This is a genomic window from Streptomyces sp. NPDC020362 (genome assembly GCF_040642095.1).
Taxonomy (GTDB): domain Bacteria; phylum Actinomycetota; class Actinomycetes; order Streptomycetales; family Streptomycetaceae; genus Streptomyces.
The window spans coordinates 1-15,706 of sequence record NZ_JBFAET010000029.1 but is presented as its reverse complement, the minus strand read 5'-3'; the positions used below and the strand labels follow the sequence as shown (position 1 = coordinate 15,706).

At 71.9% G+C, this 15,706-nt stretch carries 15 protein-coding genes; 7 read left to right on the top strand and 8 right to left on the bottom strand.

The genetic code is table 11. From position 1 onward, the window contains the following. Positions 1-56: 56 nt before the first annotated feature. Entirely contained in the window at positions 57-1,667 is a 1,611-nt protein-coding gene (locus tag AB0H32_RS14285; protein WP_361119235.1) for an acyl-CoA synthetase, read from the top strand. Here AB0H32_RS14285 and AB0H32_RS14280 read toward each other — a convergent pair. Continuing rightward, on the bottom strand, positions 1,625-2,527 hold the full coding sequence (locus AB0H32_RS14280) for an alpha/beta hydrolase (RefSeq protein WP_361119233.1): 903 nt from the start codon (positions 2,525-2,527) through the stop codon (positions 1,625-1,627). The genes AB0H32_RS14285 and AB0H32_RS14280 overlap by 43 nt on opposite strands. 83 nt (positions 2,528-2,610) lie before the next feature. Then, positions 2,611-3,072 (bottom strand): hypothetical protein, encoded by a 462-nt coding sequence (locus tag AB0H32_RS14275; protein WP_361119231.1) that lies wholly within the window; start codon positions 3,070-3,072, stop codon positions 2,611-2,613. Between the two features lie 140 nt (positions 3,073-3,212). On the opposite strand from AB0H32_RS14275, the gene paaK reads away from it, so the two are divergent. Beyond that, complete coding sequence (gene paaK / locus AB0H32_RS14270; protein WP_361119229.1) at positions 3,213-4,508, top strand: phenylacetate--CoA ligase PaaK; 1,296 nt, start codon at positions 3,213-3,215, stop codon at positions 4,506-4,508. 60 nt (positions 4,509-4,568) lie between these two features. Here the strand turns inward: paaK and AB0H32_RS14265 are convergent, their stop codons facing one another. Next, positions 4,569-5,828: an MFS transporter gene (locus AB0H32_RS14265; protein ID WP_361119227.1), complete on the bottom strand. Its 1,260-nt coding sequence runs from the start codon at positions 5,826-5,828 to the stop codon at positions 4,569-4,571. A 140-nt stretch (positions 5,829-5,968) separates the two neighbouring features. On the opposite strand from AB0H32_RS14265, the gene AB0H32_RS14260 reads away from it, so the two are divergent. Beyond that, positions 5,969-6,841 carry a helix-turn-helix transcriptional regulator gene (locus tag AB0H32_RS14260; RefSeq protein WP_361119225.1) on the top strand — a complete coding sequence of 291 codons (873 nt, stop codon included), beginning with the start codon at positions 5,969-5,971 and terminating at the stop codon, positions 6,839-6,841. A gap of 43 nt (positions 6,842-6,884) precedes the next feature. On the opposite strand, the gene AB0H32_RS14255 is transcribed toward AB0H32_RS14260, so the two are convergent. Together AB0H32_RS14255 and AB0H32_RS14250 are read right to left on the bottom strand one after the other, a co-directional pair. Beyond that, positions 6,885-7,784 carry an MBL fold metallo-hydrolase gene (locus AB0H32_RS14255; protein ID WP_361119223.1) on the bottom strand — a complete coding sequence of 300 codons (900 nt, stop codon included), beginning with the start codon at positions 7,782-7,784 and terminating at the stop codon, positions 6,885-6,887. A 197-nt stretch (positions 7,785-7,981) separates the two neighbouring features. Further along, positions 7,982-9,244: an MFS transporter gene (locus AB0H32_RS14250; protein ID WP_361119221.1), complete on the bottom strand. Its 1,263-nt coding sequence runs from the start codon at positions 9,242-9,244 to the stop codon at positions 7,982-7,984. Between the two features lie 130 nt (positions 9,245-9,374). Here AB0H32_RS14250 and AB0H32_RS14245 point away from each other — a divergent pair, with 130 nt between their 5' ends. The 4 genes from AB0H32_RS14245 (at position 9,375) to AB0H32_RS14230 (ending at position 11,907) form a co-directional block, all read left to right on the top strand. Beyond that, positions 9,375-9,584 (top strand): hypothetical protein, encoded by a 210-nt coding sequence (locus tag AB0H32_RS14245; protein ID WP_361119220.1) that lies wholly within the window; start codon positions 9,375-9,377, stop codon positions 9,582-9,584. Next, on the top strand, positions 9,571-10,962 hold the full coding sequence (locus tag AB0H32_RS14240) for an amidase (RefSeq protein ID WP_361119218.1): 1,392 nt from the start codon (positions 9,571-9,573) through the stop codon (positions 10,960-10,962). The genes AB0H32_RS14245 and AB0H32_RS14240 overlap by 14 nt, the downstream gene beginning before the upstream one ends. A gap of 114 nt (positions 10,963-11,076) precedes the next feature. After that, on the top strand, positions 11,077-11,652 hold the full coding sequence (locus tag AB0H32_RS14235; protein WP_361119216.1) for a TetR/AcrR family transcriptional regulator: 576 nt from the start codon (positions 11,077-11,079) through the stop codon (positions 11,650-11,652). Positions 11,653-11,712: 60 nt separating this feature from the next. Continuing rightward, positions 11,713-11,907 (top strand): hypothetical protein, encoded by a 195-nt coding sequence (locus AB0H32_RS14230; RefSeq protein ID WP_361119214.1) that lies wholly within the window; start codon positions 11,713-11,715, stop codon positions 11,905-11,907. Between the two features lie 134 nt (positions 11,908-12,041). On the opposite strand, the gene AB0H32_RS14225 is transcribed toward AB0H32_RS14230, so the two are convergent. The 3 genes from AB0H32_RS14225 to AB0H32_RS14215 all read right to left on the bottom strand — a co-directional run. Then, positions 12,042-13,538, bottom strand: coding sequence for an acyl-CoA synthetase (locus AB0H32_RS14225; protein ID WP_361119212.1), 1,497 nt, complete (start codon positions 13,536-13,538; stop codon positions 12,042-12,044). Positions 13,539-13,581: 43 nt separating this feature from the next. After that, the gene (locus tag AB0H32_RS14220) at positions 13,582-15,132 is read right to left on the bottom strand and encodes an acyl-CoA synthetase (protein ID WP_361119210.1); all 1,551 of its coding nucleotides are present in this window, start codon (positions 15,130-15,132) and stop codon (positions 13,582-13,584) included. Then, the coding region (locus tag AB0H32_RS14215; RefSeq protein ID WP_361119208.1) for a nitronate monooxygenase at positions 15,129-15,706 on the bottom strand (578 nt) is incomplete at its 5' end. The genes AB0H32_RS14220 and AB0H32_RS14215, both read right to left, overlap by 4 nt.

Genomic DNA, 15,706 nt, shown 5'->3' with positions numbered 1-15,706 from the left:
GCTCTGATGACCGGCGAACCGGTGGATCGCCCGGCCGTCGGAGGTCAGGAGGAGCGGTGGAGTTCAACCTTGCCGATCTGTTCGAGTCGGTCGTCGACGTGGTACCGGACCGCGAGGCCCTCGTGTACCTCGACCATCCCGGCACCGGCGCGGAACGCCGCCTGACCTACGCGGAGCTGGACGCGGCCGCCAACCGCATCGCCCACCACCTGGCCGACAGCGGGATACGCCCCGGGGAGCACCTGGGCCTGCACCTGTACAACGGTGTCGAATACCTGCAGACGGTCCTCGGCTGCCTCAAGGCGCGCGTCGTCCCGGTCAACGTCAACTACCGCTACGTCGAGGAGGAACTGGTCTACCTCTACCGGGACGCGGACCTCGCCGCACTCGTCTTCGACGCGGAGTTCGGCGACCGGGTGGCGGCGGCGCTGCCACGTGCGCCGCAGCTGCGGCACCTGCTGTGCGTGGGCGGTCCGGCCGAGGTGCCCGGTGCCGTCCCGTTCACACGGGCCGAGGCGTCCGGGTCGGCCGGGCGGGGCTTTTCGGCCCGGTCGGGCGACGACCAGTTCATCATCTACACCGGCGGCACGACCGGCATGCCCAAGGGCGTCATGTGGCGGCAGGAGGACCTGTTCTTCGCCGGTCTGGGCGGCGGCGCACCGACGGGCGAACCGGTGAAGACGCCGCAGGAACTGGCCGAGCGGGTCGCGGCGGGCGGGGCGGGCATCACCTTCTTCCCCACTCCCCCGCTGATGCACGGCACCTCGACCCTGACCGCCTTCATCGGCTTCAACTTCGGCCAGCGGGTCGTGCTGCACCGCAAGTTCGTGCCCGAGGAGGTGCTGCGTACCGTCGAGAAGGAGAAGGTGACCAGCATGTCGCTGGTCGGGGACGCGATGCTCCGGCCGCTGATCGACGCCCTGGGCGGACCGATGAAGGACACGGACTGCTCGGCGCTGTTCAGCGTCTCCTCGTCGGGCGCGATCATGTCGGAGACCGTCCGCCGGCAGTTCCGGGAGCTGGTACCGAACGCCGTGCTGCTGAACAACTTCGGTTCCTCCGAGTCGGGCTTCAACGGAACGGCGACGGACGACTCGGGCCCCGAGCGCGGCTTCCGCATCCGGGTCAACTCCCGTACGCAGGTGGTGGATCCGGCGACGCACGAGCTGGTCGCCGTGGGCGAGATCGGCCGGGTCGCCCAGTGCGGCCACGTGCCGCTCGGCTACTACAACGACGTACGCAAAACCACCGAGACGTTCTTCGAGAAGGACGGACAGCGCTGGGTGCTGCTCGGCGACATGGCGACGGTGGACGAGGAGGGCGTGGTCACCGTCCTCGGCCGGGGCTCGCAGTGCATCAACACCGGGGGCGAGAAGGTGTACCCGGAGGAGGTCGAGCAGGCGCTCAAGGCCCATCCGGACGTGTACGACGCGCTGGTCGCCGGAGTTCCGGACGCCACGTGGGGCAACCATGTGGCGGCCGTGGTGCAGCTGCGCGAGGGCGCGCGGCGGCCGTCGCTGAACGACATCCAGGACCACTGCCGCACCCGGCTGGCCGGATACAAGGTCCCGCGCCAGCTGGTGCTCACGGACTCCATCCAGCGGTCCCCGAGCGGCAAGGCGGACTACCGGTGGGCACGGGAGGTGGCGGCGGCCGCGGACTGCTGAGCCGCCGGCGGCAGAGCCGGCCCGCTCCCGTCGAGAAACGCGCGGACACGGTCCACGAACCATTCCGGGTCGTCCAGCCACGGGTAGTGTCCGGCGCCGGGCTGGACGGCCGGCTCGGCGTTCGGGAAGACCTCCGCGGCGCGGCGGGCGAGACCGGGGCGAGGGCCGCCGTCGAGTTCGCCGCCGTACACCAGGACCGGGGCGGTCAGGGTGGCGAGCGCGGCCCGGGTGACCTCCGGCGTGAAGGCGCCCTCGGCGAAGTACCGGTCGCCGGCCTCGTCGTTGGTCTGCTCCTCGGTCGCCCCGTCGTGGGCGCGGGCCGCCTCGTCCCAGCGGCCGTAGAAGAACGGCATGACGGCCTCGTCGAAGTCGGCCTCGCCCGCGAGCCACGCCTCGAACGCGGGAAACGCCTGCGCGTACCACGGCTCGTCCGCCCGCAGGCGGGCCGCGGCCAGCCGGTCCTCGGGCGTCGTCCGCATGCCGAGGGCCGACGGGTTGGGGGTGATCAGTACGAGCCGCCGTATCCGGTGGGGGTGGCGGGCCGCGTAGAGCAGCGCGAGACAGGCGCCCGCCGAGTGCGCGACCAGATCCATGTGTTCCAGGCCCATGTGGGCGCGCCACACCTCCACGTCCTCGACCATCCGGTCGCAGCGGTACGTCGCCGGGTCGTCCGGCACCGCGGAGTCCCCGGTGCCCCGCAGGTCCAGCAGGGCAAGGCGGCGGTGGGCGGTCAGTCCGCCCAGGTCCCCGAAGTAGGCGGAGGCGCGCATCGGTCCGCCGGGCAGCACGGCGAGGGTCTCGCCGTCACCCCGCAGGTGGTAGGCGAGCCGGGTTCCGTCGGCCGCGGTGAAGGTCGGCATGCGGATCATCCTCCTGGCCCGCCGCACGGGTCGCAACGCCCTTTCGGACGGGGCGAGGGCCCGGCGCCCCCCGGGGAGCGCGCTCACAGGGCGATGGGCCGGTAGGCCGACAGCTCGTCGACGATCCGCTCGGGTGGGGCGTCCGCGAGGTGGGCGGGCGGGTGCAGGAGAACGTCGGTGACCCGGGGGTGGGCGACGTTGGTCTCCAGCACCAGCAGGTAGTGGTCGGTGTCGGGATCTCCTGGTCCCGCCATGATCCGGCGGACGATCTCGATCAGTTCCGCGCGGGTGACGTCCGGCACGCGTGGCCACGCAGGCCGGGCCGCCTGCAGGGCGAACTCCGCCAGATCGAGGGATCCACACCGGGTCGGGAAGGCCGACGGATCGTACGCCTTGCCGGTCGCCGCGTTGAAGGCGTCGACCGCCCGCCGCCCCGCGTCCGGGTCCTCGTGGAGCAGCCTCTCGATCCGCTCGATCTCCTCGCACAGCTCCGCCAGTCGATCCGCCGGCACGGCCGGGGGCAGCAGTTCCCGTCGCAGTTCCACATGCCCATTCTGTGAGACGCCGCCGAGAAAGTCCGGGCAGACCCCTTGTCTGGAGCCGGACGCCCTGAATTACTGACCCCGAACACATCGACCGAATGATCGGTCGTCCATAATGCGCGGATCGCGAGGGAGAAGTCCCGATGGCAGATGCGACGGACCTGCTCGACGCGGGCGAGCGGCTCGGGCCCGAGGAGCTGCGGGCGCTCCAGCTGGAGCGGCTGCGCACCTCGCTGCGGCACGCCTACGACCACGTGCCCTTCTACCGGGACTCCTTCGACAAGGCCGGCGTCCGCCCGGAGGACTGCCGCTCGCTCGCCGACCTGGCGCACTTCCCGTTCACCACCAAGGCCGACCTCCGCGAGCACTACCCCTACGGCATGTTCGCCGTCCCCCGCGAACGCATCCGCCGTCTCCATGCCTCCAGCGGCACCACGGGCCTGCCCACGGTGGTCGGCTACACGGACAACGATCTTTCGATGTGGGCCGACATGGTGGCGCGCTCGCTCCGGGCAGCGGGCGGACGGCCGGGTGACATCGTTCACGTGGCCTACGGCTACGGGCTGTTCACCGGGGGCCTGGGCGCCCACTACGGTGCCGAGCGCCTGGGCTGTACGGTCATCCCCGCGTCCGGCGGCATGACTGCCCGTCAGGTCCAGCTGATCCGCGATCTGGAACCCGGCGTCATCATGGTCACGCCGTCGTACATGCTGACGCTGCTCGACGAGTTCGAGCGGCAGGGCGTGGACCCGCGCGGCACCTCGCTGCGGGTCGGCGTCTTCGGCGCCGAGCCGTGGACGGAGGAGATGCGGCGCGAGATCGAGGAGCGGTTCGCGATCGACGCCGTCGACCTCTACGGGCTGTCCGAGGTGATCGGCCCGGGGGTCGCCCAGGAGTGCGCCGAGACCAAGGACGGCCTCCATGTGTGGGAGGACCACTTCTATCCGGAGGTCGTCGACCCGATCACGGGCGAGGTGCTGCCGGAGGGTGAGCGGGGCGAGCTGGTGTTCACCTCGCTCACCAAGGAGGCCATGCCGATCGTCCGGTACCGGACGCGGGACCTGACCCGGCTGCTGCCCGGCACGGCCCGCGTGTTCCGGCGGATGGAGAAGGTCACCGGGCGCAGTGACGACATGGTGATCCTGCGCGGGGTCAATCTGTTCCCGACCCAGATCGAGGAGATCGTGCTGCGCACCCCCGGCGTGGCGCCGCACTTCCAGCTGCGCCTGACCCGGGAGGGCCGCCTCGACGCACTCACCGTGCGCGCCGAGGCCCGCCCCGGCGCCACTCCCGAGGTGCGGGAGGCGGCGGCCCTGTCCATCGCCGCGGCCGTGAAGGACGGCGCCGGTGTGTCGGTGGACGTGGAGATCGTGGAGCCGGAGACGCTGGAGCGGTCCGTGGGCAAGATCCGCCGGATCGTGGACCTGCGGCCGCGCTAGCCGTAGGGCCCTGAAGCATTGTGCGGAGGCGCCGCGGCCGGCCTCGTCCGGCGGGTTCGGTCACACGGCGTCCACGGTGAGGTCGGCCTCGGCGGTCCGCGGGGCGTCCGTCCGGACTCGGGTGCGGGCGGTCGTCCACCAGCCGTGGGCCCACAGCAGCAGACCGGCCAGCGGCAGCGCCGTCCCGAAGGCACAGACGCCGGTCCAGCCGTGGGCGGCGTGCAGTGCCCCGGTCATGGCGGAGGAGCCGGCGCCGCCGACGAAGACCGTGGTCATGAAAACGGTGTTGATGCGGGCACGGGCATCGGCGCGCAGCGCGTAGATCTCGTGCTGGCTCAGCACCTGGTGGCACTGCACGGCGAAGTCCAGCAGCACCGCGGCCAGGACCAGCAGAGGCACGCTGCCGTGCCCCAGGGCGGCGAGCAGGAACGCCGCCGAGGCGAGCAGCAGCGCGGCCCCGCCGGCGCCGCGGCCGTGGCCTCGGTCCGCGATCCGGCCGGCGATCGGCGCGGCGGCCGCACCGCCCGCACCGACCAGTGCGAAGAGGGCGATCTGGACCTGCCCGAAGTGGTGTTCGTCGATCAGTTCATAGGCGATGGCCGTCCAGAAGGTGGTGAACGCCCCGAACATGCTCGCCTGGCACAGGGCCCGGCGGCGCAGGACGGGCTCGTGCCGCACCAGCTCGCCCAGGCTGGCCAGCAGCGTGCGGTAGCCGGCCGTGTGGTCCGGTGCGCGCTGCGGCAGCATCCGGCGCAGGACGACGGCGAGGGCGAGCATCAGGGCCGCGGAGATCACGTAGATCGCCCGCCAGCCCAGCAGATCGGCGACCAGGCTCGCCACCGTGCGGGCGAGCAGGATGCCGGTCAGCAGCCCGCTCATCACCTGGCCGACGACCTTGCCGCGCTGCTCGGGCGGGGCCAGGTGGGCGGCCAGCGGCACCAGTATCTGCGCGACCACGGACGTCGTCCCCACCAGCACCGAGACGGCGAGGAACATCCCGAAGACCGGGCTCGCCGCGGCGAGCAGCAGTGCGGTCGCCGTCACGAGCAGCGTCCGTGTCGCCAGTCGGCGGTTCTCGGCGAGGTCGCCGAGCGGGAGCAGGAACAGCAGTCCCAGTGCGTAGCCGGCCTGGGTCAGCGTCACCACCGTCGCTGCCGGGCCCTGGCCGACGCCGAAGGAGTGGGCCACGAGTTCGAGCAGCGGTTGCGCGTAGTAGAGGTTGGCCACGGTCAGTCCGCAGGCCACCGCCATGATCAGGGTCAGTGCGGGATTCATCCGCTGCGGTGCGGCCACTTGGGACGCAGTCACCGGTTGACGCATGTGTTCACGCCTTCCTTCCGAGGTTGCGTCGGCAACGCTAGGAAGGCGGCGGCGGGCGGAGAAGGGTGTGCTGCACCCCCTCCCAGCCAGGGTGCAGCACACCCAGGCTGCCCGGCCCGTGCGCCAGTACCGTTGCAGGCATGACGAGGGAGAACGAGCTCGGCGACTTTCTGCGCGCCCGTCGCGATCTGGTCTCGCCGCGGGAGGCGGGCCTGCCGTCGCACACCTCCCGCCGGGTCAAGGGCCTGCGCCGGGAGGAGGTCGCGCTGCTCGCCGGAGTCAGCACCGACTACTACACGCGCCTCGAGCAGGGCCGCGAACGGCACCCGTCGGAACAGGTACTCGGTGCGGTCGCCCGCGCGCTGCGCCTCGACCACGACGCCGCCGCGCACCTGTTCCAGCTGGCCCAGCCCGCGCCGCGAGCCGCCGCCGGCCCGGTGGCCACCGTCAGCCCCGAGCTGTCCCGGCTGATGAACAACTTCCTGGATCTGCCGGCCTGTATCGTCGGCCCGGCACTGGACATCCTTGCCGCCAATCCGTCGGCGAGGCAGTTGTTCAGCGACTTCGCCGGGATGGACAACCAGCTGCGGATGCTGTTCCTCGACCCGGCCGGCCGCCGGTTCTACCGGGACTGGGAGCGCGCCGCCCGCGGCGTCGTCAGCAACCTCCGTGCGCAGGCCGCCCCTTACCCGGACGACCCGCGCATCACCCAGGTCATCGGCGAACTCTGCCTGCGCAGCCCGGCCTTCGCCGACCTGTGGGCCCGGTACGAAGTGCGGCCCTGCACCAGCGACGACAAACCGCTGTGGCACTCGCAGGTCGGCGAGATGTACCTGCACTACGAGTCGTTCACCGTCGCCAGCGCTCCCGGCCAGCGGCTGCTGGTCTACTCAGCCGAACCCGGAACCCCGAGCGCCGACGCCCTCGTCCTGCTGCGCGCCCTCGCCGACGACGCCCGTCCCGCGCGTACCCCGCGAACGGCGTCCGGGGCATCCACCGCACGCACGGCCTGACGGAGGCGGCCTCTCGCCGACTCCGGCGGCACGAAGCGGCCCGTCAGGCCGCGGGGACGGGGAGCAGCCGGTAGGCGTCCCCGTGCGTGATCACGCGGCCGGCGGTGGGCGGCGCGAAGTGGGTGCCGAGGACGAGGGCGTCCGTGTCGGCCAGGGAGCCGAGCACCTTGCGACGCGAGGCCTCGGACTGCTGCGGTTCGATGTCCACGCAGGCGCCGATGGCGGGGTGGGCGAACTGGACCGGATGGTGGATGCAGTCGCCGGTGATCAGCGCCCTCTCCCCCCGGCTGGTCAGCTCGACGGCGAGGTGGCCGGGGGTGTGGCCGGGCGTGGGCGTCAGGCGCAGGCCCGGGGCGATCTCGACGCCCTCGGCCGGGACGTCGACGAGGTCGAGCAGACCCGCCTCCTCGACCGGGATCACGGAGTCACGGAACATCTGCCTGCGCGCCTCCTCCATGTCGTACGAGGCCCAGAACTCCCGCTCGGTACGGGAGGTGAGGTAGCGGGCGCCGGGGAAGGTCGGGACCCACTCGCCGTTCACCTCCCGCGTGTTCCAGCCGACGTGGTCGGCGTGCAGGTGGGTGAGGATCACCAGGTCGACGGAGTCCGGGGAGAAGCCGCCGGCGGTGAGGCGCTCCAGGAAGTCGGTCTTCAGGTCGTGCCAGGCCGGGTTGGCCCGTTCCTTGCCGTTGCCGACGCCGGTGTCCACGAGAACGCGCAGCCCGTCCACCACGAAGGCGAAGCTGTGGCTGTCGATGTGCAGGACGCCTTCGTGGTCGGCGAAGTGAGGGTGCAGCCATTCCTCGCCGGCCACCACCTCGGGGGTGGCGTCGGGCAGCAGCCACGATCCGGTCGCGGGCGGCAGGAGGACCTCGTCGACACGTTGGACGGTGATGTCGCCCACGGTCCAGGAGGGGTTGCGGGTGGCGGGGGAAGTCTGCATGGTCTCAAGTTTCCTTTGCTCTGTAGATCTGTGGCTCTGTGGCTCTGTGGCTCTGTGGTTCTGCGGCCCTGTGACTCTGCAGCCCTGTGGCCCTGTGACTCTGCAGCCCTGTGGCCGTGTGGCCCTGTGACTCTGCAGCCCTGTGGCCGTGTGGCCCTGTGGCCCTGTGGCCCTGATCGGCGGGGGCGGTCGTCCGTTCAGTCGAGGTGGTCGTCGGCGGGACGGGGCGTTCCGCGCCGTGACGCGGTGAGCGCTGCCAGGGCTGCCAGCGCGAGAAGGGCAGCGAGGGCGGCGTAGGCGTGGGAGGCGGTCCCGAGCCCGTAGTGCTGGGCAACGGCGCCCGCGGCGACCGCGGGCAGGCTCATGGAGAGGTAGGCGAGGACGTAGTAGGCGGCCAGGGTCGCGGCGCGGTCCTGCTCGTCGAGCGAGGCGAGGATCATCCGCAACGCCCCCTGGGAGACGGCGCCGAAGGCGATGCCGGCCAGTGCCGCACCGCCGTAGACGGCGGGCAGTCCGGCACCGTGCAGGCCGCTCAGGGTCAGCACCGCGGCGGGCAGGACGGCGAGGCATCCGCCGATCGCCGTGGCGAGGGGAGCGGTGCGCCGCAGCGTCCACACGGTGAGCGCGGCAGCGGCGCTGAGGGTGAAGAAGACCATGCCGCGGGCTGCCTGCGGGGCGTCGGGAGCCACCAGGCGCACCAGGGCCGGCCCGAGGGAGGAGTAGAAGCCGCCCAGCGCCCAGACGGCGACGATCCCGGTACCGGCATGCACCAGGGCACGGCGGGCCGTGGGCGGGACGGCGAGCCGCGGGCGCAGTGACCGGAGCGCTCCCGAGTGGCGGTGGGCCGTCTCCGTGGTGAACGTGACCGCGACCGCCTGGGCGACGAACAGTGCCACCAGCAGCACGTAGACCGTGACAGTGGGGGCGGGGGCGAAACGGACGAGGAGGGTGGCGGCGAGGACGCCTGCGGCCATGCCGGCGACCGGGGCGATGCTGTTGGTCAGCGCGGACCGGCCCGGGCGGCGGGGGTCCGCCAGGTCGAGGAGAGCCGCGCCTGCGGCGCTGGTGGCCGCGCCGGTGGCCAGACCCTGCAGAACCCGGGCGGCTGTCAGGGAGCCCGCACCGTCCGCCGAAGCCAGGAGAGCCATGGAGGCGGCCTCCACGATCAGGGAACCCGCAAGGACGGGGCGCCGTCCCACATGGTCGGAGAGTGCTCCGGTGGTGAGCAGGGCCAGCAGCAGCGCCAGGGAGTAGGCGCTGAAGACCACCGTGACGGCGAGTGGGGACAGATGCCACTGGTCCTGGTAGACGGGGTACAGCGGCGTCGGGGCACTGGATGCGGCCAGGAGGGCCGTCAGTATCGACGCGTCGAGGGCGAAGGACGCCGTACGGCGCGCCCCCCGCGCGGGGACGGCCCGGCGGGAGCAGTGCGCGGGTGCGTCGGACAGGACGCTGGGCAAGGGAACTCCTTCCCGATAAACGCAATGAATTTGCTTTAAGCCACCCTAGGACCTACGGTCGACTAAAGCAAACCGTTAGCTTTTGGCGCGGTGGCTCCTGCAGTCCCCGCCCGACCAGGAGAGGACGCCCATGTCCGTCCCCGAACTCACGCCTCCGGAGGCGGCCCGGTGGGCCGCCCGTGCCGGGCTCGTACTGCCCGCCGACCGGCACACCGCGGTCGCGGCCACCGCCGACCACATCCACTCCGTCGTCGCGCTCCTGCGGGAACTGGACTTCGGGGACACCCCGCCCGCCGGTGCGTACTGCGCGGGAGAGGAGCAGCACGATGCAGGCGTATGAGCTGTCCCTCGCCGCCGCTGCGGACGCGATCCGGGCCCGGGAGCTGTCCCCCGTCGAACTGGTGGACTCGGTCCTCGATCGCGTCGAGCAGGTCGAACCGCACCTCGACGCCTACGTCACGGTCACCGCGGAGCAGGCGCGCCGGGCTGCGCGCGAGGCCGAGCGCGAAGCGGCACACGGGCGCCACCGGGGACCCCTGCACGGCATCCCGATGGGACTCAAGGACCTGATCGACGTCGCAGGCATGGCCACCACGGCCAGCTCCCGGGTCCGCGCCGGCCACCGTGCTCAGGCCGACAGCACGGTCGTCTCCCGTCTGACGGCGGCCGGTGCGATCCTGGTCGGCAAGACGCACACCCACGAGTTCGCCTATGGCCTGACCACCCCGCAGACCAGCAACGCCTGGGACCGCACCCGGGTCGCCGGCGGATCCAGCGGCGGGTCCGCCGTCGCCGTCGCCGCGGGCACCGCGGCCTTCTCCCTGGGCACCGACACCGGCGGATCGATCCGGGTACCCGCCGCGCTCAACGGAGTCGTCGGCCTCAAGCCGACGTACGGTCTCGTCCCCCGTCACGGCGTCACGTCCCTGTCCTGGTCGCTGGACCACGTCGGCCCGATCACCCGCACGGTCGAGGACGCCGCCATGGTCCTGACCGCCCTGGCCGGACACGACCCGCGCGACCCGGCCTCACTGGCCGCCCCCGCGGTGGACTACCGGCCGGGCGCGGACACGGACCTGACGGGGCTGCGGATCGGCCTGCCCCGCACCTACTACTTCGACCACGTCGACGCGGAGGTGGAGGCCGCCGTCCGGCGCGCCGTCGGGCAGCTGGAGGCCCTCGGCGCGCAGCTCGTCGAGATCGACATCCCGATGACCCGGTACATCCAGGCGACCCAGTGGGGACTCATGGTGCCGGAGGCCACCGCCTACCACGAGGGCACGCTGCGCACGGTTCCCGACCTGTACCGGGCGGACGTCCGCATCCTCCTGGAGGCCGGCGAGCTGATGACCGCCGGGGACTACCTGCGCGCCCAGCGGTCCCGGACGCTGATGCAGCGGGAATGGGCCCGCATGCTGGGGGAGGTCGACGTGATCGCCGCCCCGACGGTGCCGACGACCGCGGTAGGAGCCGACCAGGAGACGATCACCTGGCCCGACGGTACGGTCGAGGGCGTCTCCGACGCTTTCGTGCGCCTTTCCGCACCCGCCAACATCACCGGGGTGCCCGCTCTGTCCGTCCCGGTCGGCCACGACACGGCGGGCCTGCCGATCGGCATGCAGCTGCTCGGCAGGCCGCTCGGGGAGCGGGCACTCCTGCGGGGCGGTCACGCCTACGAACGGAAGCAGCCCGCCCGAGCGCTCGCACCGGCCGCCTGAGAACGGCGCACGGGCCCGGGAGAGGGCCGGGGAGGGGTCTCGGACTGAAGGCAGCCGTTCAGGCCGAGATCCCTAAACGCAAGGATTGTGCTTTAAGTGCTCTAAGGTGGTCCCATGAGTCGCAAACAGATGGTGCGCCCCGGCGGGCGCAGCGCCCGGGTCCAGACATCGGTGCACACCGCTGTACGCGAACTCCTGTCGGAGGTGGGCCGCGACGCACTGACGGTGCCGCTGGTGGCCCAGCGCGCGGGGGTCACCCCATCGACGATCTACCGCCGCTGGGGCGACCTCCAGGAGCTGCTGTCGGACGTCGCGGTGGAGCACCTACGGCCCGACGCGGCACCGGAGGACCTCGGTGACCTGCGCTCCGACCTGACATCCTGGGCCGAGCAGTTCCTCGACGAGATGACGTCACCTTCGGGCCGCGCCTACATCCGCGACGCCCTGCTCGGTGACCCGGACGGCAGCAACGCCGGCCGGTGCTCGGCCTACGCGGCCGAACAGATCGACGTCATCCTCGCCCGGGCGACGGGCCGCGAGGGCCACGTCCCCGACGTCGAGACGGTCATGGACCGCGTCGTCGCCCCCTTCATGTACCGCATCCTCTTCCGTCCGGCCGGGCTCGACGCCACGTACGCGCGCCGGCTCGTGGACGAGCTCCTCGGCACCGGCGGGACGGCCGGCTCGTGACCGGACCCCGGCTGCATCGACGTATCTCGAAACGTCAGCGCGAACCTGTACTCCGGACGCATGACGGACATCGCCCCCTCCCCGGATCCTGACCTGGCCAGCGCGTTGCGGGCGCCGTCCGACCCGATGCGGCCGCAGATGCTGCAGTGGCCGCGTGAGCCCGAGCGGCACTTCCCCATGGAGACGGCGATCACCGACCCGGTGGAGGTGGGTGTGGGCGTGAGCCACATTGATGCGACGCGATGGATCCAGTGAGGGAGCGCACGACGACCGGCGGGAAGCGTCTGGACCTCGGCACGCGGTGCAGGTGATCGGCGTCGAGCCGGGCAGCTTGGCGCTGCCGCAGTGGCGCCGGCTCGCCGCCGCCCTGCTGCCCGGCGCGTCCGGGGTCAGCTGCTGAACCGCTCCCGCAGGTCCCGCTTGAGGATCTTCCCGCTGGCGTTGCGCGGCAGCGCGTCCACGAACAGCACCCGCTTGGGCGCCTTGAAGGACGTGAGCTTCTCCCGGACATGGGCAATCAGCTGATCCTCCGTCACCTCTCCACGTGCGACGACGACCGCCGTGACCGCCTCGATCCACCGCTCGTCGGCCAGGCCGATCACGGCGGCCTCGGCGACCGCCTCATGGGTGTAGAGAGCGTCCTCCACCTGGCGGGAAGCCACCAGCACGCCACCGGAGTTGATGACGTCCTTCACCCGGTCGACGATCGTGAAGTAGCCGTCCGCGTCCCGCACGGCGAGGTCGCCGGAGTGGAACCAGCCGTCACGGAAGGCCTCGGCGGTCTCCTCGGGCCTGTTCCAGTAGCCCTCGCACAACTGCGGTGAGCGGTAGACGATTTCACCGGGCGTACCGTCGGGCACGTCCTCGCCCTTGTCGTCGACCACGCGCGCGTCCACGAACAGGACGGTCCGGCCGCAGGAGTCCAGCCGGCCCTCGTGCTCGTCGGGCCCCAGCACCGTGGCCAGGGGGCCGATCTCGCTCTGCCCGAAGCAGTTGAAGAAGGCCAGGTCGGGCAGGCGTTCACGCAGTCGTCGCAGCACCGGCACGGGCATGATCGAGGCGCCGTAGTAGGCCTTGCGCAGACCACTCAGGTCGCGCGTGGCGAAGTCGGGCCGGTTCGCCAGGCCGATCCACACGGTGGGCGGTGCGAACAGGCTGTCCGCGCGGCCCGCTTCGACGAGGTCGAACAGGCGGTCCCCGTCGGGGGTGTCCAGGATGATGCTGGTCGCCCCGACCGCGAGGTAGGGCAGCAGGAACACGTGCATCTGCGCCGAGTGGTACAGGGGCAGCGCGTGCACGGGCCGGTCGCCGGCGCTCAGGTCGAGGGCGGTGATCGCGCTCAGGTACTCGTGCACCAATGCCCGGTGGGTCATCATCGCGCCCTTGGGCAGGGCGGTGGTGCCGGAGGTGTACAGCAGCTGCACCAGGTCCTCGGTGCGCGCCTCGGGTACGTCGCAGGGCGGCGCCCCGGCCAGCCGGGCGAGGAGGGAGTCGTCGGTGTCCCGCAGCGGGACCACCCGTACCCGCTCCGGCAGCCGGCCCGCGAGGCCCGGGTCGGCGAGGACGACCCTGCTGCCCGACTGGCCGACGATGTACGCCAGGTCGTCGCCGGTCAGGTTCTGGTTGACCGGCACATGCACCAGACCGGCGCGGGCGCAGGCGAGGAAGGCGATCAGGTAGGCGTCGGAGTTGTGGCCGTAGGCACCGACCCGGTCGCCCGGGGCGAGCCCCTCGGCGAGGAGGAGGCCCGCCGCGCGGGAGACGGCATCGTCGAGTTCCTCGTACGTCCAGCTGCGCTCGCGGTACTCCACCGCGACCCGTGCCGGGGTGCGCCTGGCACTGCGCCGCAGCACCCCGTCGACCGTGCTGCCGTGTCCCTGCATCATGACAGCCGATCCTCGGCCCGCCGCAGCCGCAGGTCAAGCACCCTCACACCATCCGGGTGCGGCCCTCCCAGTACGGATCCCGCAGCCGCCGCTTGTACAGCTTGCCGTTGGGATCACGGGGCATCTCGGTGGTGAAGTCGACGCTCTTGGGCCGCTTGTACCCGGCGAGCCGCTGCGCACAGTGGTCGAGCAGCGCCGCGGCGAGGGCCGGGCCCGGCTCGTGCCCGGGGGCCGGTTCGACCACGGCCTTGACCTCCTCGCCCCAGTCGTCGTGCGGGATGCCGAAGGCGGCGGCGTCGGCGACGGCGGGGTGGGCGAGCAGGACCGACTCGATCTCGGCGGGGTAGATGTTGACGCCGCCGGAGATGATCATGTCGATCTTGCGGTCGCGGAGGAAGAGGTAGCCGTCCTCGTCCAGGAAGCCGAGGTCCCCGACGGTGAAGAAGTCGCCGATGCGGTTCCTGCGGGTCTTCGCCTGGTCCTTGTGGTACGAGAAGGCGCCGGTGCTCATCTTCATGTAGACGGTGCCGAGCCCGCCCGGCGGCAGGCGGTTGCCGTCGTCGTCGAAGACCGCGAGTTCGCTGATGGGCCAGGCCTTGCCGACCGTGCCGGGCTTCTTCAGCCAGTCCTCGGCGGTGGCGAAGGCTCCGCCGCCCTCGCTGGCCGCGTAGTACTCCTCCACACAGTGCCCCCACCAGTCGATCATGGCTCGCTTCACATGGTCCGGGCAGGGGGCGGCGCCGTGAATGGCGTGCCGCATGGACGAGACGTCGTAGCGCTCCTTCACTTCGTCGGGGAGGGCCAGCAGGCGGTGGAACTGGGTCGGGACCATATGGGTGTGGGTGCACCCGTGGGTGTCGATGAGGCGCAGCATCTCCTCGGGGGTCCACTTGTCCATGAGGACCAGGAGGTGGCCGATGTGCAGGGACGCGCCCGCGAACTGGAGGACGGCCGTGTGGTAGAGCGGTGAGCACACGAGATGGACGTTGCCCTCGAACGGCCTGATGCCGAAGATCCCGAGGAAGCCGCCGAGGTAGGCCTCCTCGGGGGGCTTGCCGGGCAGCGGGCGGCGGATGCCGCGCGGGCGTCCGGTCGTACCGGAGGTGTAGTTCATGACCCAGCCGAGAGTTCGGTCGGCGGGCGCGGACCCGGGCTGTCCGTCGAGGAGTTCGGGGTACGGCCGGAAGCCCTGGACCGTGCCGACCGCGTAGCGGTGGGTGGCCGGGAGAGCGGCCTCGTCGGCGGCCTCGCGGGCCGCTACGGCGAAGCGCTCGTGGGCGACGAGCACCTTGGCTCCGGAGTCGGCGACGATCCAGGCGATCTCGGGGCCGACCAGGTGGTGGTTGACCGGGACGAGATAGAACCCTGCCTGGCTCGCGGCCAGGTAGGCGGTGAAGAACTCGACGCCATTGGGCAGGACGACGGCGAACGCGTCGCCCCGCTCCAGGCCCGCCGCGCGCAGCCCGTGGACGAGCCGGTTGGCGGCTGCATGCAGGCGTGAGGCGGTCCACTGCTCGCCGTCGGGGGCGATCAGGACCGTGCGGTCGGGGTTCTGGGCCGCCTGGGCCCAGAAGCCGGTGGGGGGTGTGCTCACGACTGGCCGCTCCTTCCGGCGATGCGGTTGATGCGGTCGACGGCCTGCTCGAAACCGCGGGTGAGGTCGTCGAAGACGGCCTGGACGCTGCGCTCGCTGGTCATCCGGCCGACGATCTGCCCCACGGGTGTGCCGAGCAGCGGCTCGACCTCGTACTTCTGGATGCGGGAGACCGCCTCGGCGACCAGCAGGCCCTGCAAGGGCATGGGCAGCGTGCCGGGCCCGGCGGGGTCGTCCCAGGCGTCGGTCCACTCGGTGCGGAGCTGGCGCGCGGGCTTCCCGGTCAGGGCGCGGGAACGAACGGTGTCTGCGGACCCGGCGGCGAGAAGCTTGCGGGTCAGGGCGGGCGAGTGGAGGTCCGCTTCTGTGGTGGTCAGCCAGATGGAGCCGAGCCACACACCCTGGGCGCCGAGGGTGAGGGCGGCCGCCACCTGCCGACCGCTGCCGATGCCTCCGGCGGCCAGCACGGGCAGCGGATCGACCGCCTCGACGACCTCGGGGGTCAGCACCATGGAGGCGATCTCCCCCGTGTGGCCACCGGCTTCGTAACCCTGCGCCACGACGATGTCGATGC

Excerpts from the sequence above, each read along its gene's own strand:
- AB0H32_RS14280 (WP_361119233.1), bottom strand. The coding sequence starts at position 2,527 with ATGCCGACCTTCACCGCGGCCGACGGAACCCGGCTCGCCTACCACCTG.
- paaK (WP_361119229.1), top strand. The coding sequence starts at position 3,213 with ATGGCAGATGCGACGGACCTGCTCGACGCGGGCGAGCGGCTCGGGCCC.
- AB0H32_RS14265 (WP_361119227.1), bottom strand. The coding sequence starts at position 5,828 with ATGCGTCAACCGGTGACTGCGTCCCAAGTGGCCGCACCGCAGCGGATG.
- AB0H32_RS14260 (WP_361119225.1), top strand. The coding sequence starts at position 5,969 with ATGACGAGGGAGAACGAGCTCGGCGACTTTCTGCGCGCCCGTCGCGAT.
- AB0H32_RS14255 (WP_361119223.1), bottom strand. The coding sequence starts at position 7,784 with ATGCAGACTTCCCCCGCCACCCGCAACCCCTCCTGGACCGTGGGCGAC.
- AB0H32_RS14245 (WP_361119220.1), top strand. The coding sequence starts at position 9,375 with ATGTCCGTCCCCGAACTCACGCCTCCGGAGGCGGCCCGGTGGGCCGCC.
- AB0H32_RS14240 (WP_361119218.1), top strand. The coding sequence starts at position 9,571 with ATGCAGGCGTATGAGCTGTCCCTCGCCGCCGCTGCGGACGCGATCCGG.
- AB0H32_RS14235 (WP_361119216.1), top strand. The coding sequence starts at position 11,077 with ATGAGTCGCAAACAGATGGTGCGCCCCGGCGGGCGCAGCGCCCGGGTC.
- AB0H32_RS14230 (WP_361119214.1), top strand. The coding sequence starts at position 11,713 with ATGACGGACATCGCCCCCTCCCCGGATCCTGACCTGGCCAGCGCGTTG.
- AB0H32_RS14225 (WP_361119212.1), bottom strand. The coding sequence starts at position 13,538 with ATGATGCAGGGACACGGCAGCACGGTCGACGGGGTGCTGCGGCGCAGT.